Source organism: Methylococcus sp. ANG (assembly GCF_040730495.1).
GTDB lineage: Bacteria > Pseudomonadota > Gammaproteobacteria > Methylococcales > Methylococcaceae > Methylococcus.
This window is the reverse complement of the sequence record NZ_CP160399.1, coordinates 2917235-2943190: the sequence shown is the minus strand read 5'-3', so window position 1 is coordinate 2943190 and position 25956 is coordinate 2917235. Positions and strand designations below refer to the sequence as shown.

The window sequence follows — 25956 nt, the reverse complement described above, 5'->3', positions numbered from 1 at the left end:
GATCCGCACAGGTCCAGTTCCCCATGTCACATGGTTTAACGCATCTTTCCTTTTGGCCGCTGTTGTTCGCGACCTTGACTTTGACACATGTCACCATCGTCAGCGTAACCATCTTCCTGCACCGTCACCAAGCCCACCGGGCACTGTCCCTGCATCCCGTAGCCAGCCATTTCTTTCGTTTCTGGCTCTGGCTGACCACGGCGACCGTGACCAAGGAATGGGTTTCCATCCATCGCAAGCATCACGCGCGCTGCGAGACCCCGGCAGACCCGCATAGCCCCCAAGTCCTCGGCATATTTACTGTCCTGCTGCGGGGTTGGATGCTGTATCGCAAGGAAGCGAGGAACGCCGCGACCCTGGCCCAGTTCGGCAACGGCACGCCGGACGACTGGCTGGAACGCAAGCTGTACAGCCGCTTTCCCGACTTGGGAATAGCGCTGATGCTGGCCTTGAACCTGCTCCTGTTCGGCGTCGCGGGCTTGGCGGTGTGGGCGGTGCAGATGCTGTGGATTCCGTTCTGGGCGGCCGGCGTCGTCAACGGTCTCGGCCATTACTTGGGCTACCGCAATTTCGAAACCCCCGATGCGTCCACCAATCTGTGGCCCATCGGCATCATCATTGGCGGCGAGGAGCTGCACAACAACCACCATGCCTACCCGTCCTCGGCAAGGTTTTCGAACCAGCGATGGGAAATCGATCTCGGCTGGATGTATATCCGGCTGATGGCCCTCTTGAAACTGGCCAAGATCAGAAATACGCCCCCCAAGACCACCATCCATGCGAAAGAGTCGTCCGTCGACATGGACACCGTCAAAGCCGTGCTGCGCAACCGCGCGCACATCCTGAGCCTGTACGGTCGCCGCGTCATCGCGCCGGTCATGCGGTTGGAGCAGGCGAAATCGCCGAGAGCCGATCGTCGACTACTCCGGCGGATGCGTCCGTTGCTGCTGCGCGAATACATCAAGGTGGACCCCGCCGCCTGGCAAAATTTCAGTCGGATGCTGGACAACAGCCAAGCCTTGGCGACGATCTACCAGTTCAAGCAACAGCTCAAGGCGGTATGGACCGACTCGCTCGCGAGCCACGAGGAGCGCCTGGAACGCTTGCGCGTCTGGTGCCTCCAAGCGAAACAAAGCGACCTCCCCTGGTTGCAACACTTCGCCGACACCTTGAGCGGTTACCGGCTGCAGCCCGCCCATTAACCACCATCCGCAAGAAAAAGCCGGGGGCGGCCGCCAACCCGCCCCCTTCACCGCCGTCTGAAAATCGCCTCCCGCAGCACGTCGAACTCGTTGAAAGCGAAGCGCAGGCTGAGCACGAGGTTGAGCACGGCGGCCAGGCTCATGCTGGCGAAGATGCAGAGCATGATGGCGATCTGGTATTTCACCGCCACCCACGGCTCGCTGCCGCCCAGAATCTGGCCGGTCATCATGCCGGGCAGCGAAACCAGGCCCAGGGTCGCCATGCTGGCCAGGGTGGGACTGACCGATGCCTCGAGCGCCTCGCGGAAATACGGGCGGACCGCTTCGCGGCGGGTCGCGCCCAGCAGCAGGTAGGTGAGATATTCGTTCTCGTATTTCCGAATCGACGAATAGAACCGCTCCAGACCGATCACGTTGCCTTGCAGGCAGTTGCCGAGGATCATGCCGGCCAGCGGCACCAGGTAACGCGCGTCGTAGAGCGGTTCCGGCCGGATCACCAGGAGCAGCAGATAGGCCACCGAGAACAGCGTTCCGGCCGCGATGGCCGCCAGGGTCGAAAGGAAAAAATGCCTGACACGGAGTCCTGCTCGGCGAAGGATGGTGAAATCGGCCACGACCAGCATGACCACGATCCACAAGACGTTGAGCGCGGGCGCATTGATCGCGAACAGGTATTTGAGATAGAGGCCGACCAGCGCCAGTTGCACGCTCATCCGGACGATGCCCAGCCACAGGTCGCGCGAGAGGCGCAACCCCGCGGCCCGCAGCAGCAGCCAGGGCAATACGGCGATGCCATAGAGCAGCATCATTCTCGCCTGGGATATATCGACCGTGTCCATCATGCCCCTCCAGCCAAATGACCGTCTTCCAGTTCGAACACGGTGTCGCAACGGGCGATCCAGTCCGGATCGTGCGCCACCGACAGCACGGTGAGGGCCGGATCGGCGAAGAAGTCCAGCACCGCCCGCTTGCTTTCCGGGTCCAGCGCGGAAGTCACCTCGTCCAGCAGATAGAGCCGCTTGCCGAGGAGCTGGGCGCGGGCCACGGCGATGCGCTGCTTCTCGCCGCCGGAAACCCGGCTGCAGTCCTGCTCCAGGATGGAAGGGGCGAGGCCAAGCCGGACCAGGGTCTCGGCCAGCTTGCCGGCGGTGGGCGCCTCGCCGCGATGGGCTTTGAACCCGAACGGCAGCAGCAGCGCCTCCCGCACCGTGTCGGCGCCCAACACGGGCTCCTGGCCGATGTAGGCGGCGCAGGCGCGAATCGCGCCGACCGCCTGCCGGTCGAGGGGCCTGCCGGCGAAATGGACATGGCCCTCCGCCACCGGATACACTCCCAGCAGGGTCTTGAGCACCGTGCTCTTGCCCGAGCCCGATTTGCCCCGGAACACCGCCTTCTCGCCTTCGCGGATTTCGAAGCTCAGTTCGCGGAGAATCGTCCTCTCTCCCGCAGCCACCGACACGCGGTCGAACCGGACCAGCACGGTCATCGGCTCACCATTCCCGGCCGTTGTTCAGAAACCATCGATACTCCCGTTTTTCGGCTTCGCCGGGCGGGTATGCCGCGGACCACTCGAAGACCGTCGCAGCAGGCGGCGATCGTGCCGGGATTATAGCGTTCGGACGCGCGGGCGCCGATGCGCTTCGCCGGAACGTCTCGCGGCAAGGGGGGAACGGCTGGTATCCTCTGTCGCCACCGTCCCCTGGAGACCCGTCCATGAAACAATCGGCACAGCGCATTCTGCATTACTTTCTGATCGGCGTGCTGGGCGTCCTGCCCATCGTCATCGTCCTGCAGGTCGTGATCTACGTGGAAAACCTGCTGAGAGACTTCGTGGTGAGTTTTTTCAGCAGCTACCGGAACCTGTTCATCCCGAGCGTGATGTTCACCGCGGCCGTGCTGTTTCTCACCTATTTCGGCTACCTGCTACAGCACGGCAAGGCCCATCTGCTCTATTTCGTGGAAAACCTGGTCATCCGCATCCCGCTCCTGGGCACCCTTTACCGGGTGACGCAGAAACTGGTGAACATCTTCCGCGGCGATGGGTCGACCAAGCTGCGGGAGGTCGTCTACATCGAATACCCGAAGGAGGGTCTCTGGGTTCCGGCCTTCGTGACCAACCGGGTCGGAGACCAGTACGTGATCTACGTACCGACCTCGCCCAATCCCACTTCCGGCTTCACCGTGATCCTCAACGAATCGAGGATCAGGCGCTCCCACATGACGATCGAGGAAGCCTCGAGCTTCGTGATCAGCCTGGGGGTGGACATGCCCAAGCCGGGCGAGGCGACCGAACTCCGGTAGGCCGGCCTCTTTTTCCTCTCCTCCACGATTGACATTGTCCCCCAAACCCCGTAGAAAGCATTTCCCATGTTTCTAGTAAGGTTTAACCGTCATCGACAACAATAAGACCGGCGAGTGAGCCGCACCAGGGCTGGCGCGTCGGATCCAAAGGCTGACTAGCTTCGAGGAGGAAGCATGGCTACGACCGCACGCCCGGAAACGTTCTACGACGTGATGCGCCGCCAAGGGGTGACCCGGCGCAGTTTTCTCAAGTTCTGCGGCTTGACCGCATCCGCCCTGGCATTGGGGCCGGAATTCATCGGCACGATTGCCCACGCCATGGAGACCAAGCCGCGCACCCCGGTGCTGTGGCTGCACGGTCTGGAATGCACCTGCTGTTCCGAGTCCTTCATCCGCTCCGCCCACCCGCTGGCCAAGGACGTGGTGCTGTCCATGCTCTCGCTGGACTACGACGACACCCTCATGGCGGCCGCCGGCTTCCAGGCCGAAGCCATGCTGGAAGACACCATGCAGAAGTACAAGGGCCGTTACATCCTGGCCGTGGAGGGCAACCCTCCGCTGAACGAGGACGGCATGTTCTGCATCGTCGGCGGCAAGCCGTTCGTCGAGCGGCTGCGCTATGCCGCCAAGGACGCCGCCGCCGTCATCGCCTGGGGCTCCTGCGCCTCCAACGGTTGCGTGCAGGCGGCCCGCCCCAATCCGACCCAGGCCACGCCGATCCACAAGGTCATCACCGACAAGCCCATCATCAAAGTGCCCGGCTGTCCGCCCATCGCCGAGGTCATGACGGGCGTGGTGACCTACATGCTGGCCTTCGACAAGATCCCGGAACTCGATGCCCAAGGCCGGCCCAAGATGTTTTACGGCCAGCGCATCCACGACAAATGCTACCGCCGCTCCCACTTCGACGCCGGCCAGTTCGTCAAGCAATGGGACGACGAGGCCGCGCGCAAGGGCTACTGTTTGTACAAGGTCGGCTGCAAGGGCCCGACCACCTACAACGCCTGCTCGACGGTGCGCTGGAACAACGGCGTCTCCTTCCCGATCCAGTCCGGCCACGGCTGCATCGGCTGCTCCGAGGAGAATTTCTGGGACAAGGGCTCGTTCTACGACCGCGTCACCGGCCTCAACGTGTTCGGCGTCGAAGCCAATGCCGACAAGGTCGGGCTGGTCGCCGCCGGCGCCGTGAGCGCAGGCATCGCGGCGCACGCGGCCGTCTCGATCGCCAAGAAGAAAGACCTGGAAAAAGAAACTCAAGAATAAGGAACGGGGAACACCATGACCGTCACTCAAACACCCAACGGTTTCACCCTCAACGACAGCGGCAAGCGGATCGTGGTCGATCCGGTCACCCGCATCGAGGGCCACATGCGCTGCGAAGTGAACGTGGACGACCACAACGTCATCAGCAACGCGGTCTCCAGCGGCACCATGTGGCGCGGGCTGGAGGTCATCCTGAAGGGCCGCGACCCGCGCGACGCCTGGGCCTTCACCGAACGGATCTGCGGCGTCTGCACCGGCACCCACGCCCTGACCTCGGTGCGGACGGTGGAGGACGCGCTGGGGATCAGCATCCCGGAGAACGCCAACTCCATCCGCAACATCATGCAGCTCACCCTGCAGGCCCATGACCATCTGGTGCATTTCTACCATCTGCACGCGCTGGACTGGGTGGACGTGATCAGCGCGCTCAAGGCCGATCCTAAAGCCACCTCCGAACTGGCGCAGAGCATTTCACCCTGGGCCAAGTCTTCGCCGGGCTATTTCCACGACATCGCCAGCCGGCTGAAGAAGTTCGTCGAGAGCGGCCAGCTCGGCCCGTTCGGCAACGGCTACTGGGGCAATCCGGCCTACCGTTTGCCGCCGGAAGCCAACCTGATGGCTGTGGCGCACTATCTCGAGGCACTGGATTTCCAGAAGGAAATCGTCAAGATCCACACCGTCTACGGCGGTAAGAACCCGCATCCGAACTGGCTGGTCGGCGGCGTGCCCTGCGCCATCAACGTCGACGGCGTGGGCGCGGTGGGCGCGGTCAACATGGAACGCCTCAACCTGGTGTCCTCCATCATCGACCAGACCATCGAGTTCATCGAGCAGGTCTACCTGCCCGACCTCCAGGCGATCGCCAGCTTCTACAAGGACTGGCTGTACGGCGGCGGGCTCTCGGCCACCAACGTGCTGTCCTACGGCGACATTCCGGAAAAGGCCAACGACCGCTCGGTGAACAACCTGCTGCTGCCGCACGGCGCCATCATCAACGGCAACCTGAAGGAAGTCCACGAGGTCGATCTGAAGGACCCGGAGCAGATCCAGGAGTTCGTCACCCATTCCTGGTACAAGTACGACGACGAGGACCGCGGCCTGCATCCGTTCGACGGCGTCACCCAGCCGAATTTCGCGCTGGGACGCAACACCAAGGGCACCCGCACCAACATCGAGAATCTGGACGAGAGCGCCAAGTATTCCTGGATCAAGGCGCCGCGCTGGCGCGGCCACGCCATGGAGGTCGGCCCGCTGGCCCGCTACATCGTCGGCTATGCCAAGGGCATCCCGGAAATCAAGGAGCCGGTGGACAAGCTGCTCACCGATCTCGGCCTGCCGCTGACCGCGCTGTTCTCCACGCTGGGCCGCACCGCCGCCCGCGGCCTGGAAGCCCAGTACTGCGCGCATCTGATGCGGCATTTCCAGGACAAACTGGTGAGCAACATCAAGGCGGGCGATCTGGCGACCGCCAACACGGCAAAATGGGAACCGGACACCTGGCCCAAGGAAGCCATGGGCGCGGGTACGACGGAGGCACCGCGCGGCGCGCTGGGGCACTGGATCAAGATCAAGGACGGCAAGATCGACAACTACCAGTGCATCGTGCCCACCACCTGGAACGGCTCGCCGCGCGACCCCAAGGGCAACATCGGCGCGTTCGAGGCCTCCTTGATGAACACCAAGGTGGAAAACCCTGACCAGCCGCTGGAAATCCTGCGCACCCTGCACAGCTTCGATCCCTGCCTGGCCTGCTCGACCCATGTCATGGACAAGGACGGGCGGGAAGTCACGCGGGTCAAGGTGCGCTGAGCGTTCAAAAAATAAGGAGAAGACCATGCATCCTGTTCGTTGGTTCGGAACGGCAAGTCTGTTGGCGCTGAGCCCCGTCGCGCTCGCGCATACCGGCGCGCATCCCGTCGAGGGCTTCGTATCCGGCTTCACCCATCCCTTCTTGGGCGCCGACCACCTCCTGGCCATGATCGCCGTGGGGCTGTGGGCGGTGGCCGTCGCGCCGCGGCGGGTGTGGCTGCTGCCCCTGGCGTTCATGGCGGTCATGGGGCTGGGCGGATGGCTGGGCGCCGCCGGCATTCCGCTGGCTTACACCGAAACCGGCATCGCCGCCTCGGTGGTCCTGTTGGGACTGCTGGTGACCGGCAAGGTCCGTGTATCCCAATTCACCGCCGTCGGCCTCGTCGGCCTGTTCGCGCTGTTCCATGGGCATGCGCACGGCACCGAGATCGGCACAGGCGTCGAGCCTTGGGCTTATGCCGCCGGCTTCCTCGCCGCTACCGGCCTGCTTCACCTGGCCGGCGTGATGCTGGGACGGCGGCTGCTGGCGAAACCGCTCTGGTACCGGGGCTGCGGCGCGGCGATGGGCGCCATGGGCCTGGCGCTGCTGACGCAAGCGTTGTGAGGGCCGCGGCCATGGCGAGCGTCGAAAGCTTTAGCGAACCGGTCTACGTCTACGAGAAGCCGGTGCGGTTGTGGCACTGGGTCAACGCCCTCGCCATCGTCGCGTTGGCGGTCACGGGCTTCCTGATCGCCTGGCCGCCCGTGGTGACCTCGGGCGAAGCCAGCGAACACTATCTTCTGGGCTACATCCGCTTCAGCCACTTCTCCGCCGGCTATGTGCTGGCGGTGGGTCTGATCGGCCGCGCCTACTGGGCGCTGGTGGGCAACCGGTATGCCCGCGAACTGTTCGCTCCGCGCGTCCACGACGCCCGCTGGTGGCAGGGGTTGGTGGACGAGGTCCGCTGGTACCTGTTCCTGGTCGAGGAGCCCCGCAAGCACGCGGGCCACAACCCGCTGGCCGGGTTGGCCATGTTCCTGTTCTACGTGCTCGGGAGCCTCTTCATGATCGCGACCGGCTTCGCCCTGTACGGCGAGGGACTCGGAGCCGGAAGCTGGGCGGCCAATGCCTTCGGCTGGGTCATATCCCTACTGGGAGGCAGCCAGCAGGTCCACAGCCTGCATCATCTGGGCATGTGGTACCTGGTGGTCTTCACCCTCATCCACGTCTACGTAGCGGTGCGGGAACACCACCTGTCGCGTCAGTCCGTCACCACCACCATGGTCGACGGCTGGCGGGTGTGGAAGGACGACCGTCCCTGAGCGTATGCCTCCTCGCGTCCTGATCTTAGGGATAGGCAATCTGCTGTGGGCGGACGAGGGCTTCGGCGTTCGCGTCGCCCAGGCGCTGCAGCGGGACTACGTCTTCCCTGAGAACGTCACCGTGATGGATGGCGGCACCCAGGGGCTGGCGCTGATCCCTTACGTCCAGGAAAGCGACGTGCTCATCATCGCCGACGCGGTGGATTTCGGCCTGGCTCCGGCCTCGCTGGTCGAAGCCCGGGACGAGGACGTGCCCGCCTACCTGCATTCGGGCAAGACCAGCCTGCACCAGGTCAGCTTCCAAGAGGTGCTGGCCTTGTGCAAGCTGATGGGGCAAGGCCCGGAGCAGCTCTACCTGGTGGGCGTGCAGCCGGTCGACATGGAGGACTACGGCGGCAGCCTGACGCCGGCGGTCAAGGCGCAGATCGAACCCGCGATCGACAAGATACTCGCCGCCTGCTCAGAACTCGGCCTGCCCGCCCTGCCCCGGCAGGAAAGCGAAAACACGATGGACGCCCTGGACATGGCGCAGTACGAGCGCCACCGGCCCTCGGCGGAAGAAGCCTGCCGCATCGGCGACGCCCGCGTTCTGCCGGGCGCTCCGAGCTAGCCGGTGACCCGCCCCGTCCGGGGCTCCGACACCTCGAAGACTCTCCCATGCAAGACGATCCCGCTTTCATAGCGACCGGAAACGCGCCGCTCATCCGCCCGCACGACGACCCCGAATGCGCCTATCCGCCCATGCCGGAAGCCATGGCGACCTTCACGCCGCCGCCCTTGCATGCGCTGAGCCCGGACGAAACCGCCGGCGGGTGTGCCGTGCTGCGGACGGTGATCGAACGGCTCGGCAGCGCTCCGGGCATCGTCGATCTCGCCTCTTGTGACCCGGCGGGCAGGCGCTTCGTCGACGAAGTGCTTGGCGAAGGCGAGGTGCTGATCCGCATCGCCGCACCGCGAGACCGGCTGACGATCCGGGAATCGGTTTTCGCCGGGGTCTGGCGCGTCCAGCATCACGTCGACGGTGAGCTGCGACGGGACGATCTGGAAACCGGGCCGGTGCCGGAGGCGGTGTACGAGTGGGCGGAACGCCTGACCGCCGATGGACCGCCACGGCGTCCTCGGGTCTTTCCGGAAGGCCTCATGAACGCGCCCGCGCTGCTGACCGAGATCTTCGACCATTCGGCGGACTGCCCGGCCGATCGCCCCCATGTCATCAACCTGTCGCTGCTGCCGCTGACGCCGGAGGACTCGAATTTCCTGATCGACACCTTGGGACTGGCCGGCCTCTCCATCCTGGCGCGGGGCTACGGCGATTGCCGTGTGAGCCTGACCCGCCTGCCGAACGTGTGGTGGGTGCAGTATTTCAACTCCCCCGGCCAACTGATCCTCAATACCCTGGAGATCACCCGCCTGCCAGCCGTCGTCCAGGCCGCGCCGGAAGACCTCGAGGACTCCCGAGAGCGGATCGCGGAGGCCTTGGCGCAGTTGAAATGAGACCACCTCGGCGGTTTGCATCCGTCGAAACCTTGACCGGCGTCAAAGAACGGCCCATGGAGTCTCTATATATTGTCAACGCTGGCTTAATACAGCGTCATTAAAACAATACGAGGAGTAACCATGAACGACGTCAAAGAAGAGAAAGATTATTTCTGGTTTTACATCGCGGGCCTGGTCATCGCGGTCGTCGTAACGCTCGCTATGGTTAAGAGCAGCGAACATGGCAAGTACGTCACTGCTGCCAAAGCCATCGAGGAAGACGCCGCCAACTCCGCTTACAAGAAAGCTCCTTGATTTCAGTCTTCCGACGCGCAGTCTCCGCGTCGGAACGCGCGCCTCGCGTGGAGCACCTTGCGACAAGCACAAGCCGCAAACGACAGGGATGTCACCTACCGTTCGGCCAAGCCGGCATTCTCCTTGGCCCTAACGAGGCTATTGCGCCCGGGCGGGTTTCTGGTATCCCCCGTGCAGCGAAGGCACGGCATATCGCTGTAACGTCTCGTCCAGCCTCAACGCAGTAAGCTCCCCGCCCCACAGACAGCCCGTATCCAGGCAGTAACAGTCCTTGCCGGCGAAATAGCCGAGCGTGGACCAGTGCCCGAACACGATCGTGGCGCCCGGCGGCGTCCTGTCCGGGACGTCGAACCACGGAACCAGGGATGCGGGTTGCCGCCCCGGCTCCCCCTTTTGCTTGAAATCCAGCCGTCCGGTCCGATCGCAATAGCGCATGCGGGTAAAGGCGTTGGTGATGAAACGGAGCCGGTCCCATCCGGCCAGATCATCGGACCAGAGGTCGGGCTTGTCGCCGTACATCTGCCGGCAGAACCCGGCGATGTCCCCGCCCGCGAGGACCGCCTCGACTTCGCCGGCCCTGGCCAAAGCCGTTTCCGCATTCCAGCAAGGGGGAATACCGGCATGGACCAGGCAATAGCCGCCCTCCAGGTGCACCAGCGGACGCGTGCGCAGCCAGTCCAGCAACTCGTCCCGATCGTCGGCCTCCAGCACGTCGCCGAAAGTGTCCTTGTGCTTGACCCGGGAGACCCCACAGGCCACCGCCAAGAGGTGCAGGTCATGGTTGCCGAGCACCGTGGCCGCCGCGGATCCCAGCGAGCGGATGAACCGCAGGGTTTCCAGCGACTGGGGCCCGCGATTGACCAGGTCGCCCGTAAACAGCAGGCGGTCCGCCGCCGGATCGAAGCGGATCAGTTCCAGGAGGCGCCGCAGCTCCGCGTAGCAGCCCTGCACGTCGCCGATGGCATAGACGGCCATGTCAGCCGGAACCTCGCCGACCGATCAAAGCGACACTCGCCTTACCGCTATGCAACGGCATCAGATGAACTCTCCACGCATGAGACCGGGAAACGCCCGGTAACCAGGGCCGGTTATTTTAGTACGTCCGCGGTCCGTTGGCGCCATGGGTGTGGCGCCTTTATCCCCCGGTCAAAGATACGGCGATATAATCGGGTCCTTCTCGATACGAATCGCCGGATGCACGCGTCCACCCACAGGCGATTCCGTCCCCACCAATCCGATGAACAAACCGAGGCCTCGATAAGTGCGTATTCACATCCTGGGTATCTGCGGCACCTTCATGGGCGGGCTCGCCATCATGGCCCGCCAGCTCGGCCACACCGTCACGGGATCGGACCAGAACGTCTACCCGCCGATGAGCACCCTGCTGGAGCAGCAGGGCATCGACCTATGCAACGGCTACAGCCCCGACAACCTCCATCCCGTTCCCGACCTCGTCATCATCGGCAATGCGCTCTCCCGCGGTAACCCGGAGGTCGAGGCGGTGCTGAACATGGGGCTGGCCTACACCTCCGGTGCGCAGTGGCTTTACAACTACGTCCTCAAGGGACGCTGGGTGCTGGCGGTCGCGGGCACCCACGGCAAGACCACGACCTCGAGCATGCTGGCCTGGATACTCGAACACGACGGCCACAAGCCGGGCTTCCTGATCGGCGGCGTGCCGCTCAATTTCGGCGTTTCCGCCCGCCTCGGCGAAGGCCGGTTCGTCGTGGTGGAGGCGGACGAATACGACACCGCATTCTTCGACAAGCGCTCCAAGTTCGTCCATTACCGCCCGCGCACCACGATCCTGAACAACCTGGAATACGACCACGCCGACATCTTCCCCGACCTCACCGCGATCCAGCGACAGTTTCACCACCTCGTGCGCAGCGTGCCCGGCAACGGTCTGCTGGTGGTTCCGGAGCGGGACGAAAACCTGGCCGACGTGCTCAGGATGGGGTGCTGGACGCCGGTCGAAAAAACCGCCCTGGGGCCGGACACCGCCGCCGACTGGCAGGCACACCCGTTGGCCGAAGACGGCGGCCGGTTCGACGTGGTGTTCCGGGACAAGCGGCTGGGCACGATCCATTGGCAGCTCTCCGGCCGCCACAACATGCTCAATGCCCTGTCCGCCATCGCCGCGGCCCACCACGCCGGGATCGAACCGGTGGCGGCCATCTCGGCCCTGAGCCGGTTCCAGAGCGTCAAACGCCGCCTCGAGGTGCGCGCCGAGATCCGCGGCATCACCCTTTACGACGATTTCGCCCATCATCCCACGGCGATCTTCACCACGCTCGAAGGATTGCGCGCGCGGGTCGATGGCGCGCGCGTCATCGCGGTCGTCGAACCGCGTTCCAACACCATGCGCATGGGCGTGCACGCCGACACGCTCGCGGCATCCCTCGCGCCCGCCGACCTCGCCATCCTTTACCAGGCGCGCGACCTGGGATGGGATGTCGCGAAAATCGCTTCCGCCTCCGACCGGATCGTCACTTGCGACAGCATCGGCGCCATCGTGGAACGCTTGCGGCAGGAATGCCGGGCGGGCGATCACGTGGTGTTCATGAGCAACGGAAGTTTCGGCGGCATCCACGAGAAGACCGAGGCCGCGCTGCGGGAAAATTGAGTTTCGGCGCTCTTGCCCCATGCCTCCGCTACGCCTAAAGTCGGGGCGACATCGGCGAGGAGCGCTCCAATGGTTCGACACATCGCATTCTGGGTCCTTCTGGCCTGCGCCGCACCCGCCTGGCCCGGCCCGCTGAACCCGCAAACCATCCCGGACGCCCTCAAACCCTGGATACCCTGGACGCTTTACGGCCACGAGGCCGATGCCTGTCCCCATTTCCTCGAGCAGCCCGGCGGGCGCCGCTGCGCCTGGCCCGGAGAACTCGATCTGGAACTCCACGATAGCGGCGGCAGTTTCCGCAGCCGCTGGCGAAGCTTCGCCGACATCTGGGTGCCCCTCCCCGGCGATCTTCGGTCCTGGCCGCTGGCGGTCGAGCTGGACGGCAAACCGGCGGCCGTCTCGGCCCGCAACGCGGTTCCCGGTGTCCGGCTACCGCCCGGCGCTCACACCGTCGCCGGGCGCTTCGCCTGGACCGCCCTGCCGGACACCCTGCGCCTTCCCGGCGAAACCGGCCTGGTCCGGCTCAGCATCGGCGGTCGCGCGATAGCGTTTCCGTCCGTCGACGAACAGGGTCGACTGTGGCTGCGCAAGCCCCCTGAAGGCTTCGCGCCCGAAACCTCGCCGCTCGAGCTCGAGGTGTTTCGTCTGCTGAAGGACGCGGTTCCGATGGAAGTCGTGACCCGGCTCGAATTCGACGTCGCGGGGGAGGCGCGCGAGGTGCTGCTGGAAGGCTCCATACTGCCCGATTTCGTGCCGCTCTCCCTGGACAGCCCGCTCCCCGCGCGCCTCGAACCGGACGGCCGCCTCCGCTTGCAACTGCGCCCCGGCCACTGGAGCGTCAGCGTCACCGGCCGCGCCAAACGAGACTTGCAGGAACTCGCCCTCCCCGTTTTCTCTGCCCCGTGGCCGGGGGAAGAACTGTGGTCGTTCGCCGCCGACCGCTCGATTCGCGTGGTCGAAGTTTCCGGCGTCCCCCTGGTCGATCCGCGGCTGACGCGGCTCCCCGAGGAATACCGGACGCTGCCGACCTACGCCATGGCCCCCGGCACCGCGTTGCGGTTCGATCAGGTCCGGCGGGGCGACCCGGAGCCGGAACCCGATGCGCTGCATATCCGCCGGACACTCTGGCTGGACTTCTCGGGGAAGGGCCTCACCATCCTGGACGACATTTCCGGCCGGATCACCCGCAACTGGCGCCTGGACGCCGCACCCGCCATGCAGCCGGGACGGGTGACGGTGGACGGCCAGCCCCAGACCATCACCCGCCTCGATGATGGTCCCGGCGGAGTGGAGCTCCGAAGAGGCGAATTGAGGCTGCAAGCGGAAAGCCGCTGGGAAGCCGGCATGTCCTCCCTGCCCGCAACGGGCTGGAACGCCGACTTCCTGAGCGCTGCCGCCGAGCTCCATTTACCGCCGGGCTGGCGCCTCTTCGCCGCGCCGGGCGCCGACCATGTGCCGGATTCCTGGGTCGGCCGCTGGTCCTTGCTCGATCTGTTCCTGGTCCTCATCACCGCCCTCGCGGCCGCGCGGCTCTGGGGATGGCCTGCCGGAACCATCACGCTTCTCACGCTCGCCCTCAGTTGGCACGAGCCGGATGCGCCGCAAAGCGTTTGGCTCTGGCTGCTCGGCGTCACCGCGCTGGGCCGGGTGATTCCTCCGGGCGGCTTCGCCTCGGCGCTACGCGTCGTCCGGATCACCGTCCTGGCCGCCTTGGCGATCGCAAGCTTGCCGTTCGCGGTGCAGCAGCTTCGCCTGAGCCTTTACCCCCAGCTCGAACCGCATGCCCTGTCCTTCGACTACGGCGACCGGGCGGCCGAGCCGGAGGCCAGCGCACCGGCGGCCCGGGCGATGACGCCGCAGCGGAAATCGGGCTCGCTTGCGGAAGCCGGCGCCCCGCCGCCCGCCGACTTGAGCCGAACCACCGATCCCGACGCCCTCACCCAGACCGGCCCAGGCCTGCCGCGATGGGAATGGAACCGGATCACGCTGAACTGGCACGGGCCGGTGCTGGGCGAGCAAAAGCTCCGGCTGCTGCTGATCCCGCCCTGGGCCAACCGCGGCCTGAACGTCCTGAGGGTGGCGCTGCTTGCCGTGACCGTTCTGCTGCTCCTGGGTTGGCGGCCGAAATCCGGCGTTTCCGGGCTGCTCCTGCTGCCGCTGGCCCTGCTCGCCGCGCCGGACAGCCGCGCCGCCGAATTCCCGCCGCCGGCACTGCTCGACGAACTCAGGGCTCGCCTCCTCGCGGCACCGGAATGCGGCACCGAATGCGCCCAGCTCCAGCGGATGGAACTTCGGCTCCGCCCCGGCGAACTGGCGATGACGCTCGAGGCGCATGCCGAGGACCGCGTCGCCATTCCGCTGCCGGCAAGGGCCGCGCAATGGATGCCGTCCAGCATCCGGGTCGACGGCGCCGCCGCCACCGGCCCCTATGCCGACACGGACGGCACCCTCTGGCTGATGCTGGACCCCGGCGTCCATCGCGTCGAGCTCTCGGGACCCTTGCCGCACATTCCCAGCATCGACCTCCCGCTGCCCTTGCGTCCGTACCGGGTAGACGTCGACGGCGCGGGATGGGAGATCATCGGAGTCGACCCGGACGGCAGACCCGAACCCCAGATCCAGCTCGTCCGCAAAGGCGGTGGAGCGTCCCCGGAGCCACGCCTCGACAACGCCCCCTTGCCCGTGTTCCTGACGGTCGAACGCACCCTGCGGCTGGGGCTGGCCTGGCGCGTCGTTACTCGTGTGACCAGACTGTCGCCCGCCGACGCCCCGGTGGCGCTGACCATTCCGCTGCTGCCCGGCGAGGCGGTCATCTCGCCGGGAATCCCGGCCGAAAAAGGGAGCGTGCGGATTCATCTGCCGCCAAACGTCCTAGACGTGAGCTGGGAATCGACCCTCGACCGAACCGGCAGCCTGGAACTGCGCGCGCCGCATACCGGCGACTGGACCGAAATCTGGCGTCTCGACGCCAGCCCGGTCTGGCACATCGAAACGAGCGGCATCGCCGCCATCCATCACCAGGACGCGAGCGGCAACTGGCTGCCCGAATGGCGCCCCTGGCCGGGCGAGACGGTCACCCTGCAGATCAGCCGCCCACCGCCCGTCCCCGGCAACGCGCTGACCATCGAAAGCAGCGCGCTTCAGACCCGGCCGGGCAGCCGTGCAACGGACGCCGAACTGGCGCTGAGCATCCGCAGCGCGAAAGGCGGCCAACACGGTGTCACCCTGCCGGAAGGCGCCGAGCTGCGGTCGGTCGAGATCGACGGCGCCGCCCAGCCCATCCGCCAGAACGGGCGCGCCGTCACCCTCCCCCTGCACCCAGGCGAACAGACCATCCGGCTGGCGTGGCGCACAACGGCCGGAATCGGGCTCAGCACGGCGGCGCCGGAGGTCGACCTGGGCAGCGCCAGTACGAACAGCCGGACCGGCATCGAACTCGGCCAAGACCGCTGGGTCCTCCTGCTCGGCGGCCCGCCATGGGGACCATCCGTGCTGTTCTGGGGAACACTGGGGGTGATCGTGAGCACCGCAGTCGCATTAGGGACGCGGCTGAGCCGGTTGCCGCTCAAGATCCGCCACTGGCTGCTGTTGCTGATCGGTCTGAGCCAGGTCCCCCTTGTGGCGAGCCTCGTCGTCGCCGGCTGGATCGTGGCGCTGGACTGGCGCCGAGGCAGGCAAATGCCGCTCAAGCCGGGGCTCTTCAACCTTGTCCAGACGGGCCTTGCCATTCTCACCGTCCTGGCGCTGAGCGTCCTGATTTCAGCCGTGCACCAGGGGCTGCTCGGCCTGCCGGACATGGGAATCACCGGCTACGACTCCGACGGGTATCGGCTCAACTGGTATACGGACCGGAGCGGCCCTGTGCTGCCCCGGCCCTGGGTCGTCTCGGTTCCGCTGCTCGCCTACCGGCTGCTCATGCTGGCCTGGGCCCTGTGGCTGGCCTACGCGCTGCTGGACTGGCTGCGCTGGGGTTGGGGATGCTTTTCCGCCGGGGGACTCTGGCGGCAGAGCCCCAAAAGGGAACCCGCCGCCAAACCGCCACGGACCGCCGATGCCGCGGGCTCGAATGACCCTTGGCAGAGTTGAACGATGCTATTGAACGGGCTTTACACCCTCGAAAATAAACTCGCGTAGAGCCGCGACCATCCTCTGGCAGGATTCCGAACCCAGGCCGTCCGGAGGCGCGAGTGTTCCGGCCTTGTCCAGCAGATGGTGAAGTTCGGCCTCCCCGTGAACGACGCTGATGCCGGAACGAGTCGTCAGCCATTTCGCGGTGAATTCCTGATGATCGTTCCGGTGCTCCCCCAGATCGGCGCGCCGCGGCATGACGATCAGAGGCTTGCCGTGCTCGGCCGCGCTGATGACGGTTCCCATCCCGGCATGCGCGACAACCACCCTCGCCCGCTTCAGGAGCTCGAGATACTCTTCCGCCTCCAGCACCTCGGCCCATCGCATCGATGCCGGCCGCCAGGCGGTACGGCCGATCTGCCCGAAGACTTCCGTCTGAGGATTCCTGGCGGCCCAAGCGTCGACGGAGCGGGACAGCCGGTCGAACGGCACCTGGGAACCCACCGTCAGAAAAATCAAAGGACAGCTCCGATGTAATGCGGCCCTTCGGGGCGCGCGAGGTGTTCCCATTGGGTCAGCCACAAATCCGCATAGCGGCGCACGAGGCGGCCGGACAACGACATTCTGCCCACGTTGGCGATGCTGTCGACCCAGATGGTACGCGCACCCAGCAGCCTGCCGAAACGCAAAGCGAAATACCCTGGCGCGGCGCCGGTCGAGATCACGACGTCGGGCCGCTCGCGGAGAATGATCCAGAACAATTCGCAGATCAGCAGCGCCACCCGCAACCAATCCTTCTTGTTGGCATCCGTTACCAGATAAAACCGCGCGCCAGGCGGGATGCTTTTCCGATAATCCGAAAAATGGGTCGCTACGAATGCCATGTCGCCGCCGAGGAGGGCATCCCGTAGCCGCATCAGCTGCATCCAGTGCCCGCCGCCGGAAGCAACCGCGAGGATGCGCGGCCGCTTGCTTCCGTTATCCATCGATTGGCTCTTGCTCCTTCAATAGAGTTGTTTCCGATGATAACCGCATGATTACAAAGAAATTTTTAGATTCCAAAGGCCAGCGCCAAGCCCGAAAAAGCTATCTATGAATAGACTGAGTCGGTTTCTAATGCGATGCATCAAGCAATGAAAGGTCTTCATTCCTCCAATGGAGTGTTCGACGGAGATGCGAGTTCGCGCTTGCTTTTTGTTCTCGCGCCTTTGTTGATCTGCCAACGCGGGATGAGGATTGTTCTTGGAGGCTCTGGGTTTCTTATGAGGCAGGTGAATTCTGGCTTTATTCCCATAATCGGAAGCGGCCCCCAAGAACCCCAAATCCAACCAGACATCGGCACCGTCAAACCATGATAAGGCAGGATCGAACCATCGCTTCATCAGCGCATAATCATGAACACTGCCGGCCACGATACTTCCAACGAACAAAATTTGCCGTGCCAGGGTCGAAATGACTAGGGTTTTAACCGTATGGCGTTTTTTTTACCGCTATAGTGGGCTTTCTGCTGATCGTCATCCTGCGGCCTGACGCAACTGCATTCCACCCCGTCAATGATGATATCTCCATGTTTTTCAATCAGCTTCATCATCTCTCCCGGGGTCGTCAGCTCCCGCTCGGGCAGCAGATCAAGTTTCGCCAGGCTGCGCCGTAACACGGGCAGAAGTTGCGCCACATGGCGATGCGCGTGTCCCGAGCTGAAGCCAAAATGAAAGCCCAGGACATCGAAGGTACAGTAGGTCTTGAGGTAATGCAAAATGAAGAACAGCTTCTTATCTATCCGATCGAGATAGCCCACATGGCCACCTTTGGGTACCCGTTTTATTTCGCCTTGCTGAACGCGTTCTTGCTGAATCTCCGCATGAGCCTCCTCAAAGATAGGGCAAAGCTTGGCGAATTGCGCCTTACTCATTCCGATCAGGGCTCTGACGGTACGCTCACTGGTTTCTTCCATGAACTTTTCAAAAATCATTGGCTGACATCATTCGATTGTTGTTAATTGTTTTATACCACAACAAATCCATTTATTTCAACGGAAGCAACTCTAATGATCCATGAAAAGAAAAGATCAGTCCGGCACTATCATCCGCGCCCGCTTCCAATACCCGAAATAATCGAACTGCAGTGGCGTGGTATCGTTCCAAAGATACATACCCATCGACCAAAGGTGCGGAGACGTAGCGTTCGGAACCAGTGTCTGTCGGACCACATTGGCGACCAGCGTGCCATTCACCCAAGCCTTGAAATATCCCTGCCCTCCGCTTGCTGCCGTCCGCTCATCGAGGAATGCATCGATCACGACGTTGATGTCCTGCTGTGGCAGCAATCCTCCAATGCTGCCAACGTCGTCATTTTTTCCCTGAGCAAAATTTCTGGCGTAGAAACTCAGAGATAGCCGCTGGCCGTTGGCCGGATCGGTATCGAGCTCCATTATCAGTGAGGGCGGCGAAGAATCCGGTTTGACCTGCCAGATGGTCGCCGGATGGACGTCATTGGGCATAAAGGTCCAGGATTTCGTCAGGTCCGCGCCGCCGAATCTGACGCTCAGATCCCAGACGAAGCGTCGGCGGGAAGGAATGTAGACGCTGTTGAGCTGGGTTCTCAGCGTGCCCTCCACCACTCCGTCGCCAGCCTTGTAGCCGACAGCCGTGTAGCCGTTGGTCTTGAATACCCGTCCGGGAATACCGGCATCGGTGACGTTCCAGCCATTGATGACCTTGGCTTTGCCCGCCGCGGCATCCCAGTAGTTGATCGTATCGAAATCGGCGATGCCGATGTTCGGATTGACGAAAGGGACCGAGCCGCCAAAGTCGAAAGTGCGTGGCTTGCCGCTCAAGTCGATGCGCTGGGTCTGGCTGCCGACGATGATGTCGTACGGATCGGAAGCCACAAAAACCGAACCGGTGATGGTAGCGTCAGGCGCCGGTGTAGGCGTCGGAGTCGGCGAAGAAACCGGGGTCGGCGTGGGAGTCGGTGTTGGCGTCGCCGTGGGTTGGGGAGTCGGCGTCGCCTTCCTGTATCTCGACGATTTGACTTTCGCCGCCGTGGCGGCTTGCAGCGACGACGCCAGCACGATGAACGCGAGGACACCGGCGATGCGCCGGAAAACGCGGCGCTGCGGCGAGGAGATGCTCCCCGAAAACAAAGAATCCGTATTCCTGCCCATGATATCCCCCTTACCTAGGTCCTAACGACTTTCGCCCGGAACTGACCCTCGGCTACCCGATCAGCGGACAAGTCGCCGTATTTTCATGTTGGAATGCATTGACCGGCCAAAATTCCGGCCTTCGCTAGCCGCTTGCCGCCCGACCGGCGCCAATGGCACCCCGGTAAACGGCATCGAGCTGGCGCACCACGCCTTGTATTGCATAATAGTTCACCACGCGGCGAAATGCACTTTCGCGCAGGCGCCGGCGCAGCCCGGCATCCTCCAGGGCGACGACCAGCGCCTCGGCCAGCGCATCCACGTCGCCCTGCGGTACCAGCAGACCGCATTCTCCGTCGGCGAGGAGCTCGGGAATGCCTCCGACCGGAGTGGCCACGACCGGAACGCCGGCCGCCATCGCTTCCAAAACGCAAACGGGCAGCCCTTCGAAGTAGGAGGGAAGGGCCAGCACCCGGGCCGCCGACAATTCGGCGTCCTTCTCGGCCTCCTTGATCCAGCCCGGCAGCCTTACGGCATCGGAGACTCCCAGGGCCACCGCAAGCCGCCTGACGGCCTCCATTTCGCCGTCGCCGGCAAGCGTGAACACGGCGTCCGGGACACGTTTCAGCACGAGGGGAATGGCCCGGACCAGATCGAAGACGCCTTTCTTCTCGCGCAAACGCCCCAGGAACAGCACCTCCGGCCGCCCCGAGTCGCGTTCCTCCGGCAGGGCATCGGGAACGGGCACCGGATTGCCTATGACCCGAACGCTCGCCCGCGGCTCGATGGCCAGCAGCACCTTGGACCAGGCTTCGGTAAGGGCGATCACGCAGGCGGCACGTCGCAGGGTCCTCCGTACCCACCATTTCGCCGCGGGGCCGCACTCGCTGCCGTAGAACACGCCGAATTCGCCGCTGTGGACATGGAAGACATAGGGGATGCCGAACAGGTCCGCCAACGCGCAAAGCACGGACTTCCGCCAGAAACTGCCGCGCGAAGCGCTATGGGCATGCACGATGGCCAGACGGCGCGCCAAGAGCCGGCCCAGCAACCGTATCCCGGCCGCCGCCATGACACGAAGCTGGGTTAGAAGGCCGGGCCCCTCATACGAGCACAGACGCTCGATTTTCCAGCGGGAGACGAAATCCGGTTGAAGACAGGCCTCGATCACCGCCGCAATGCCGCCATTCGTCCCCGGCCCGATCATCAGAACTTTGCGCATGGCTCGTCTTTCCTCAATAAACCCCTCATGCGGCAGGCGTACGCGACAACAGCCTGGCACCGCGCGGGCTCCATTCCGATACGAGCGCCGCTTCGTCGGCGCTCAAAGGCTTCGCCACAAGCGTTCCCACCGCGCCGAGGAGCAGGCAGACCGCAATGCTCGTCGGCGTATCGAAGCGGACCAGCGGCCCTGACCAGACCAGTGCGCCGGCCCATACGCCGTACCAGGCTGCCAGATGAAGCAATCCGCCCCAAGCCAATCCGAAGCGGTATCCCCGCCGCCGTAAGCCCAGAATGATGCCGAAATTGAAAAACGCTTCCGACCCGATGACGAGCACTATCAGTTCAGTCAGGCTCCCGCCCGAAGTCAAAAGGAAAACCGCCATGACCGGCACCGCGAGCAGCCAGAAGCCCCACCGGACGTACAGGTCGGTGGCCAGCACCACGTTGCAGGACAACTCGACCACCCGGCGCAACGGAGCGAAGCCCGCCGCGACCAGCATCAGCGCGACGATCGGCCCCGCCTCCCGAAAACGCTCGCCGCCCAGGAGCGTGGCGCCCATCCCGCCGAAGGCGATGAAATAGACGACGACCGGCATCAGCAGGATCATGGAAGATTTGAACCAGATCCCGACCCGCAGCATGAAGCCGCCGAAGTCCCGGCGCCGGCTGAAGAAGGCGACCAAGGTGGGCTGAATGACGCTGCGCAGGAGATCGGTCGGCAGATAGCGGCGCACCTGATCGGAAAAATTGGTGCTGAAACCGAAAACCGCGGCGGCGTCAGGCCCCAGGATGCGGACGACGATGAGGGTCAGCATCTGCGAGCCGTAGGCGAAGGCGAGGAGGTAACTGATGTAGGTATTGACCGCCAGCTTGAGCAGCTGCTTCCGGCCCGGCGGCGTCCAATCCCCCGAAGACGCCACCCGGTAACGCAGTGACCACATCTCGCGCAGCAGGAGCGAGGCGCCCAATCCCGTACTCCCGCAGGATGCCATCAGTTCGTAACGCACGGCATCCAAGGCGGTGATCTCACTCCCTGCAAACCAGTCGGATGCCAGCAGAGCGGCCAGCGTTCCCGAGCGAACCACCTGAGCCGCCTGGGCGGCACCCTGGCGCATCAAGGTGCCGAGCATCTGCTCGCGATAGAAGCGTCCGAATCCCTCCACGGCCAGGACGGCGCCGGCGAGGGACAATACCGGCGCCGCCGCCTCCATCCGCAGCAAGGCCGCGACTTGTTCGGCATGGAAGAACAAAACGGCGCCGGCGCAGGCATAGAAGGCCATTTGCATCCCGGCGAGCCGGCAGATGATGCCTAGGATCGTCCTTCCCGCGGCATGCAGACGGTACTCGGGGAGTATCCTGGCCGCCACCCAATCCAGTCCCGGCGTCGAGAGCGCAAGCCCCGTTTCCATGGCCGCCAGCGCGGCCATGTAGGTCCCGTAGGCCTCCAGCGGCAGGACCCGGGCCGCCAGCGCGAAGGCCGAAAACGTCAGCAGTGCGGAAACGGCCCGCCCCGACAGGTAAGCGAGCGCGCTGCCCCGGAGCGCGGCGGCACCGTAAGGATTGCCGGAATCGCTCATCGCGCCTCGCCGCCGACCAACTGCCGGTATTTCTCGGCGAGGTTCCGCGCGATGACCTCGTAGCTTCTGAGACCCGGTATCGCCCGCCGCCCCGCCTCGCCCATGCGGCGCGCGGCCTCGGGGTCCCGCAGCAATTGCAATATGCCGGCGGCGAAACCGGCCGGGGTCAGCGGCACGCAAAGGCCCCCGCCGGTTTCGCCTATAAGGTAGGCCTGATCGGGAAGATCGTTGGCGACCACCGGAACGCCCCAGGCCATGTACTCGATGACCTTGGTGGGCGAAGCCACTTCCAGGGACGGCGTGCGCGCGCAAGGCGACAGTCCGATCTCGGCGTTCCGCAAATAGCGGCGCGCCTCTTCCCCCGGCAGCCAGCCCGTGAACAGGACGTGGTCCTGTAACCCGAGCTCGCTCACCAGGGCGTCGAACCAGAGCCTCTCGCGCGGGTCCTCCGCATCCCCTACAAAAACCAGCAAGGCCTTCGGAAATTCCTCGCTCACGGGAGCCATGGCCTCGATCATGACTTCCGAACGGCGCGCCCGTTCCAGCGCCCCCAAATAGATGATGACGCGCCGACCCGCCAGGCGCGAATCGTCCGCTGGCGGAATGTCCTCGAGCCGCTCGGGAATCGTCGCCCCCATCGGCACCGGCGTCATGCGCGCGGCAGGAAGGCCGTGGCTCTCCAGCAGCATCCGCATGGCATCGCTCTGCACGAAAATATGGTCCGCCGCCGGCAGGACGCGGCGATACAACAGCCAGGCGGAAAAACGCCCGCGCAGCCGGAACAGCAGGCGCCGGCCGGTTCCGACCAGCCCGGACGGATCGGGCGAGCCCCGTTCCGCCCAGTACTCGGGGAAGGGGAAGGACATCCAGTAATAGAACGGCTTTCCCCGCAGCCGGGCCGCCCAAAGGCCGATCAGCGCCCCGACAATCCGGTCGCGGACTTGAACCGCGGAATAATCGGCACGCGCCAGCCGGAATAGGTCCAGTACAAGCATCAGCCGCGCCCGGATCCGCCCCCATCTGCCGCGGGCGGTCCGCGTAAACGCCCCGCCCGCCTCCCAGGCGCACTCGCCGATGTCGCCCTCCCGCACGGCGACGATGTCCGAGTACACACCGAACCCGGGCAGGTAACGGCCGAACAGCGTCGCCACGTCGACCCGGAAGGTGGGAAACGGCTCACGCGTGAGATAGAGCAGTCTGATGTTCATGGCGGTGCGATGAATTCTCCGGAGACGGTTTCGGCACGTCCGCTCGAACCAGCCAGGCGAGATAACCCAAAGTGAATGCGAACAGCAGTTCGTGGCTCGGACTGTTCATGAGGCTGTTCGAATACCATAGCGACAATACGTTGGCGGCGAGGCAGACCCTCAACGCGACCAGCCGGCCGCGTTCGGCGCCGTCCTCACAGCGGGAAAGCAGCCTTCCCGAGGCGCGCCAGGCGGTCGCGAGCACGCCCAGAAACATGGCGGCACCGACGGCGCCCGAGTCCCAAAGGAGGGTGGATGCCGTGTTCAGGTTGATGGCCATGCCCGGATATTTCCGGTTGAGATGTCCTTCGACCAGCGTACCGGCCCCCGCATAGGACGCACCCATTCCATGGCCGAACAGGGTTTCCACCGGGTTATGCAGTCCATGTTCCTGGAGCCAGAAAGTCAAGACGGTGGTGCGGTTGAGGCTGGCCTTGTTGCCATAGTAGCCCGCCGAACCGAAATTGTAGTCGATGGTGTTCTGCACCATCTGTTCCGGGGACTTCCCCTGGATGGTAAACACCGAGAAATACAGCCAGGCCAGCACGGCCGTCAAAAGCGCCCCGGTGGTCAAGGCCACCGAGGCAACCAGCGGATTGCGGCGGATTTCCCGCGAAAACACCAGGAGGAACATCATGGGAAGCAGCACCAGGGCGATCTTGGTTTCCCCCAGGAACAGCGGCACCCCCAGTTCGACCACGAATACCGATGCCCACAAGGCCGGCAACGCCCGTTCGCGCCATGCGGTCAATACATAGGCAAGGCAAACGACCAGGAAAATGACCATGGTTCCGTTCTCACCCCCGCCTTCGAAATTCGGCTCGAAAGTCCCTGAAACGATGTCGATGGGAACGATGCCTCCCCCCATCCCCACGCGCAGCGGCACCAGGACGATTCTTTCGTAAAGCGCAACCGGCAATTGCAGGCCCGCGGCGAACAGAAGAAACCCGCCCCAAGCGCGGAAATGGCGCCGCCACACCGCCGTCACCGGAGCCGCCGCCAGCACCACGGCGAGTCCCAGCATCTGGTAGGAGCGCTTGACGCCCGCCAGGATTTCCAGCGCAGATCCCTTGCCCAGCAGCGATGCGCCTGCCGATAACGCAACCAAGGCCAGGAACAGCGCGAGGAAGCCTGGCAGCCGGACCCGCTCCCGCCAGCGCCCCAGAAAGAGCGGGAACAGCCCGGCCGCCAGCAGGAAAAAACCCAGCATGGACAATGCCCAGGAAATCTTGGTCATGCGGGGAAACATCAAGAGCACCGCGCCATTGACGACCAGGATGCCGGCCAGCAACAGCCAAACCGCGAAGTCGATCCGGGACAGCAGAAAAATGCTCAGGAAACCGCCCACGAAAACGGCGAGAACGATGGGCTGGCTGATCGAGGCAAGCAAGCCCGCCAGAACGGCAACGGCCGTCACGAGGCCGATTTCCCACGGCCGGTACGCCGGCACGGCCTCCCCCGCACCGTGTGGTACGCCGGAAGCGCCGAACCGCAACCGCATGCCGCCGCCCGGTGTCATGAGGCCAGGACCGCGCCCAGCACCTCGACGCCCGCGCCGGAAAGCTGGTCCTTGACCGCCGCAGCGTCGCCGAGGCGGGTCGAATCGCGGCGGACCACGATGACACAGCCCGCGGCCCGCGTCGCCACGATTCGGGCATCGGCGCTCTGCAGCGCCGGAGGAGTGTTCAGCAGTACGATGTCGTACCGCTCGGCGGCCTCGTCCAAGAGCCGGATGAAAGACACCCGACTCAGCAATTCCTGGGGATTGGGCGGCGGCGCACCGGCCGGCAGCACGCTCAGATCCCCGAGGGCCGGAATGCTGCTGATCGCCTTCTCCGGACTGTGGCGCCCGGCAAGGACGCCCGACAAGCCGGGGTCGCCGCGCAGCTTGAAAAGGCGGTGCAGCTCCGGCTCCCGCAGGTTTGCATCGATCAACAGGATCCGCTCTCCCAACTGGGAAAACACCACGGCGAGATTCGCGGCCAACCGGCCGCAACCTTCGCCCGGCAGCCCCGAGGTCAAGGCGAGCAGCCGCCTGCGCCCCCCGAACCAGCGCAGCATCAGGGTGCTGCGCAGATCCCGCAGCGCTTCGCCTTCCGGCCCCGGCGGGCAAAAGGCCGCGATCAGATCCGTATCGACGCTGGTGTCCGAGTCGGGCAGGCAAGGATGCGCGAACTGGCGCGCCAGCGCATGGCGCAGATCGTCCTCGCCGATCAGCCCCAGACTCAGCGCCGCTTCGCCGAACCTCAGCCCATCCTCCCTCTGCTTTTCCGCGATGGCCTCGATATCCTTTTCCGACAGCTTCCCGGCATGCAGCAGGAGCTGTCCCAACTGGACGTCGCTGCGCGGCAGATCCGAGCCATCGGATGAAGGGAGATTTTTCATGGCTTTCATTCCGGCC

General features: G+C 64.6%; 24 protein-coding genes. 11 read left to right on the top strand and 13 right to left on the bottom strand.

Annotation, left to right across the window (positions count from 1 at the left end; all coding sequences use genetic code 11):
* The first annotated feature begins 23 nt into the window (after positions 1–23).
* Entirely contained in the window at positions 24–1202 is a 1179-nt protein-coding gene (locus ABZN20_RS14195) for a DesA family fatty acid desaturase (protein ID WP_423246409.1), read from the top strand.
* A gap of 47 nt (positions 1203–1249) precedes the next feature.
* On the opposite strand, the gene ABZN20_RS14190 is transcribed toward ABZN20_RS14195, so the two are convergent.
* The gene (locus ABZN20_RS14190; protein ID WP_218808978.1) at positions 1250–2041 is read right to left on the bottom strand and encodes an ABC transporter permease; all 792 of its coding nucleotides are present in this window, start codon (positions 2039–2041) and stop codon (positions 1250–1252) included.
* Positions 2041–2688 (bottom strand): ABC transporter ATP-binding protein, encoded by a 648-nt coding sequence (locus tag ABZN20_RS14185; protein ID WP_218808136.1) that lies wholly within the window; start codon positions 2686–2688, stop codon positions 2041–2043. The genes ABZN20_RS14190 and ABZN20_RS14185 overlap by 1 nt, the downstream gene beginning before the upstream one ends.
* A gap of 227 nt (positions 2689–2915) precedes the next feature.
* On the opposite strand from ABZN20_RS14185, the gene ABZN20_RS14180 reads away from it, so the two are divergent.
* From ABZN20_RS14180 to ABZN20_RS14145, 8 genes are all read left to right on the top strand, one after another.
* Entirely contained in the window at positions 2916–3503 is a 588-nt protein-coding gene (locus tag ABZN20_RS14180; RefSeq protein ID WP_218808137.1) for a DUF502 domain-containing protein, read from the top strand.
* A 174-nt stretch (positions 3504–3677) separates the two neighbouring features.
* Entirely contained in the window at positions 3678–4766 is a 1089-nt protein-coding gene (locus ABZN20_RS14175) for a hydrogenase small subunit (RefSeq protein ID WP_367025658.1), read from the top strand.
* Between the two features lie 15 nt (positions 4767–4781).
* Positions 4782–6575, top strand: a complete 1794-nt coding sequence (locus ABZN20_RS14170; protein ID WP_367025657.1) for a nickel-dependent hydrogenase large subunit — start codon at positions 4782–4784, stop codon at positions 6573–6575.
* 25 nt (positions 6576–6600) lie between these two features.
* A complete protein-coding gene (locus ABZN20_RS14165; protein WP_367025656.1) occupies positions 6601–7179 on the top strand; it encodes a HupE/UreJ family protein in 579 nt (192 codons plus the stop codon).
* An 11-nt stretch (positions 7180–7190) separates the two neighbouring features.
* Positions 7191–7877, top strand: coding sequence for a Ni/Fe-hydrogenase, b-type cytochrome subunit (gene cybH / locus ABZN20_RS14160; RefSeq protein WP_367025655.1), 687 nt, complete (start codon positions 7191–7193; stop codon positions 7875–7877).
* Positions 7878–7881: 4 nt separating this feature from the next.
* Complete coding sequence (locus tag ABZN20_RS14155; RefSeq protein WP_367025654.1) at positions 7882–8487, top strand: HyaD/HybD family hydrogenase maturation endopeptidase; 606 nt, start codon at positions 7882–7884, stop codon at positions 8485–8487.
* A 47-nt stretch (positions 8488–8534) separates the two neighbouring features.
* Positions 8535–9371, top strand: a complete 837-nt coding sequence (locus ABZN20_RS14150; protein WP_367025653.1) for a hydrogenase expression/formation protein — start codon at positions 8535–8537, stop codon at positions 9369–9371.
* A 123-nt stretch (positions 9372–9494) separates the two neighbouring features.
* Positions 9495–9668, top strand: coding sequence for a hypothetical protein (locus tag ABZN20_RS14145; RefSeq protein ID WP_218808144.1), 174 nt, complete (start codon positions 9495–9497; stop codon positions 9666–9668).
* A 138-nt stretch (positions 9669–9806) separates the two neighbouring features.
* Here ABZN20_RS14145 and ABZN20_RS14140 read toward each other — a convergent pair whose 3' ends face one another.
* Positions 9807–10643, bottom strand: coding sequence for a symmetrical bis(5'-nucleosyl)-tetraphosphatase (locus tag ABZN20_RS14140; protein WP_218808145.1), 837 nt, complete (start codon positions 10641–10643; stop codon positions 9807–9809).
* 286 nt (positions 10644–10929) lie between these two features.
* Here ABZN20_RS14140 and mpl point away from each other — a divergent pair, with 286 nt between their 5' ends.
* A complete protein-coding gene (mpl, locus tag ABZN20_RS14135) occupies positions 10930–12294 on the top strand; it encodes a UDP-N-acetylmuramate:L-alanyl-gamma-D-glutamyl-meso-diaminopimelate ligase (protein WP_367025652.1) in 1365 nt (454 codons plus the stop codon).
* A gap of 69 nt (positions 12295–12363) precedes the next feature.
* Positions 12364–16380, top strand: coding sequence for a hypothetical protein (locus ABZN20_RS14130; RefSeq protein WP_367025651.1), 4017 nt, complete (start codon positions 12364–12366; stop codon positions 16378–16380).
* 6 nt (positions 16381–16386) lie between these two features.
* Here the strand turns inward: ABZN20_RS14130 and ABZN20_RS14125 are convergent, their stop codons facing one another.
* From ABZN20_RS14125 to epsG, 10 genes are all read right to left on the bottom strand, one after another.
* A complete protein-coding gene (locus tag ABZN20_RS14125) occupies positions 16387–16881 on the bottom strand; it encodes a glycosyltransferase (protein WP_367025650.1) in 495 nt (164 codons plus the stop codon).
* The gene (locus tag ABZN20_RS14120) at positions 16878–17348 is read right to left on the bottom strand and encodes a UDP-N-acetylglucosamine--LPS N-acetylglucosamine transferase (protein WP_367025649.1); all 471 of its coding nucleotides are present in this window, start codon (positions 17346–17348) and stop codon (positions 16878–16880) included. Before ABZN20_RS14120 ends, ABZN20_RS14125 begins: the two co-directional genes overlap by 4 nt.
* A 51-nt stretch (positions 17349–17399) precedes the next feature.
* Positions 17400–17792 carry a transposase family protein gene (locus ABZN20_RS14115; RefSeq protein WP_367025614.1) on the bottom strand — a complete coding sequence of 131 codons (393 nt, stop codon included), beginning with the start codon at positions 17790–17792 and terminating at the stop codon, positions 17400–17402.
* A gap of 26 nt (positions 17793–17818) precedes the next feature.
* Positions 17819–18334, bottom strand: coding sequence for a helix-turn-helix domain-containing protein (locus tag ABZN20_RS14110; RefSeq protein ID WP_367025613.1), 516 nt, complete (start codon positions 18332–18334; stop codon positions 17819–17821).
* Between the two features lie 96 nt (positions 18335–18430).
* Positions 18431–19528, bottom strand: coding sequence for a hypothetical protein (locus ABZN20_RS14105; protein ID WP_367025648.1), 1098 nt, complete (start codon positions 19526–19528; stop codon positions 18431–18433).
* A gap of 124 nt (positions 19529–19652) precedes the next feature.
* Positions 19653–20729 carry a glycosyltransferase family 4 protein gene (locus tag ABZN20_RS14100; protein WP_367025647.1) on the bottom strand — a complete coding sequence of 359 codons (1077 nt, stop codon included), beginning with the start codon at positions 20727–20729 and terminating at the stop codon, positions 19653–19655.
* A 25-nt stretch (positions 20730–20754) separates the two neighbouring features.
* Positions 20755–22308 carry a lipopolysaccharide biosynthesis protein gene (locus ABZN20_RS14095; protein ID WP_367025646.1) on the bottom strand — a complete coding sequence of 518 codons (1554 nt, stop codon included), beginning with the start codon at positions 22306–22308 and terminating at the stop codon, positions 20755–20757.
* Entirely contained in the window at positions 22305–23516 is a 1212-nt protein-coding gene (locus ABZN20_RS14090; protein WP_367025645.1) for a glycosyltransferase family 4 protein, read from the bottom strand. Before ABZN20_RS14090 ends, ABZN20_RS14095 begins: the two co-directional genes overlap by 4 nt.
* On the bottom strand, positions 23485–25074 hold the full coding sequence (locus tag ABZN20_RS14085) for a hypothetical protein (protein WP_367025644.1): 1590 nt from the start codon (positions 25072–25074) through the stop codon (positions 23485–23487). The genes ABZN20_RS14090 and ABZN20_RS14085 overlap by 32 nt, the downstream gene beginning before the upstream one ends.
* Positions 25071–25940 (bottom strand): chain length determinant protein tyrosine kinase EpsG, encoded by an 870-nt coding sequence (epsG, locus tag ABZN20_RS14080; protein WP_218808155.1) that lies wholly within the window; start codon positions 25938–25940, stop codon positions 25071–25073. The genes ABZN20_RS14085 and epsG overlap by 4 nt, the downstream gene beginning before the upstream one ends.
* Positions 25941–25956: the final 16 nt, after the last annotated feature.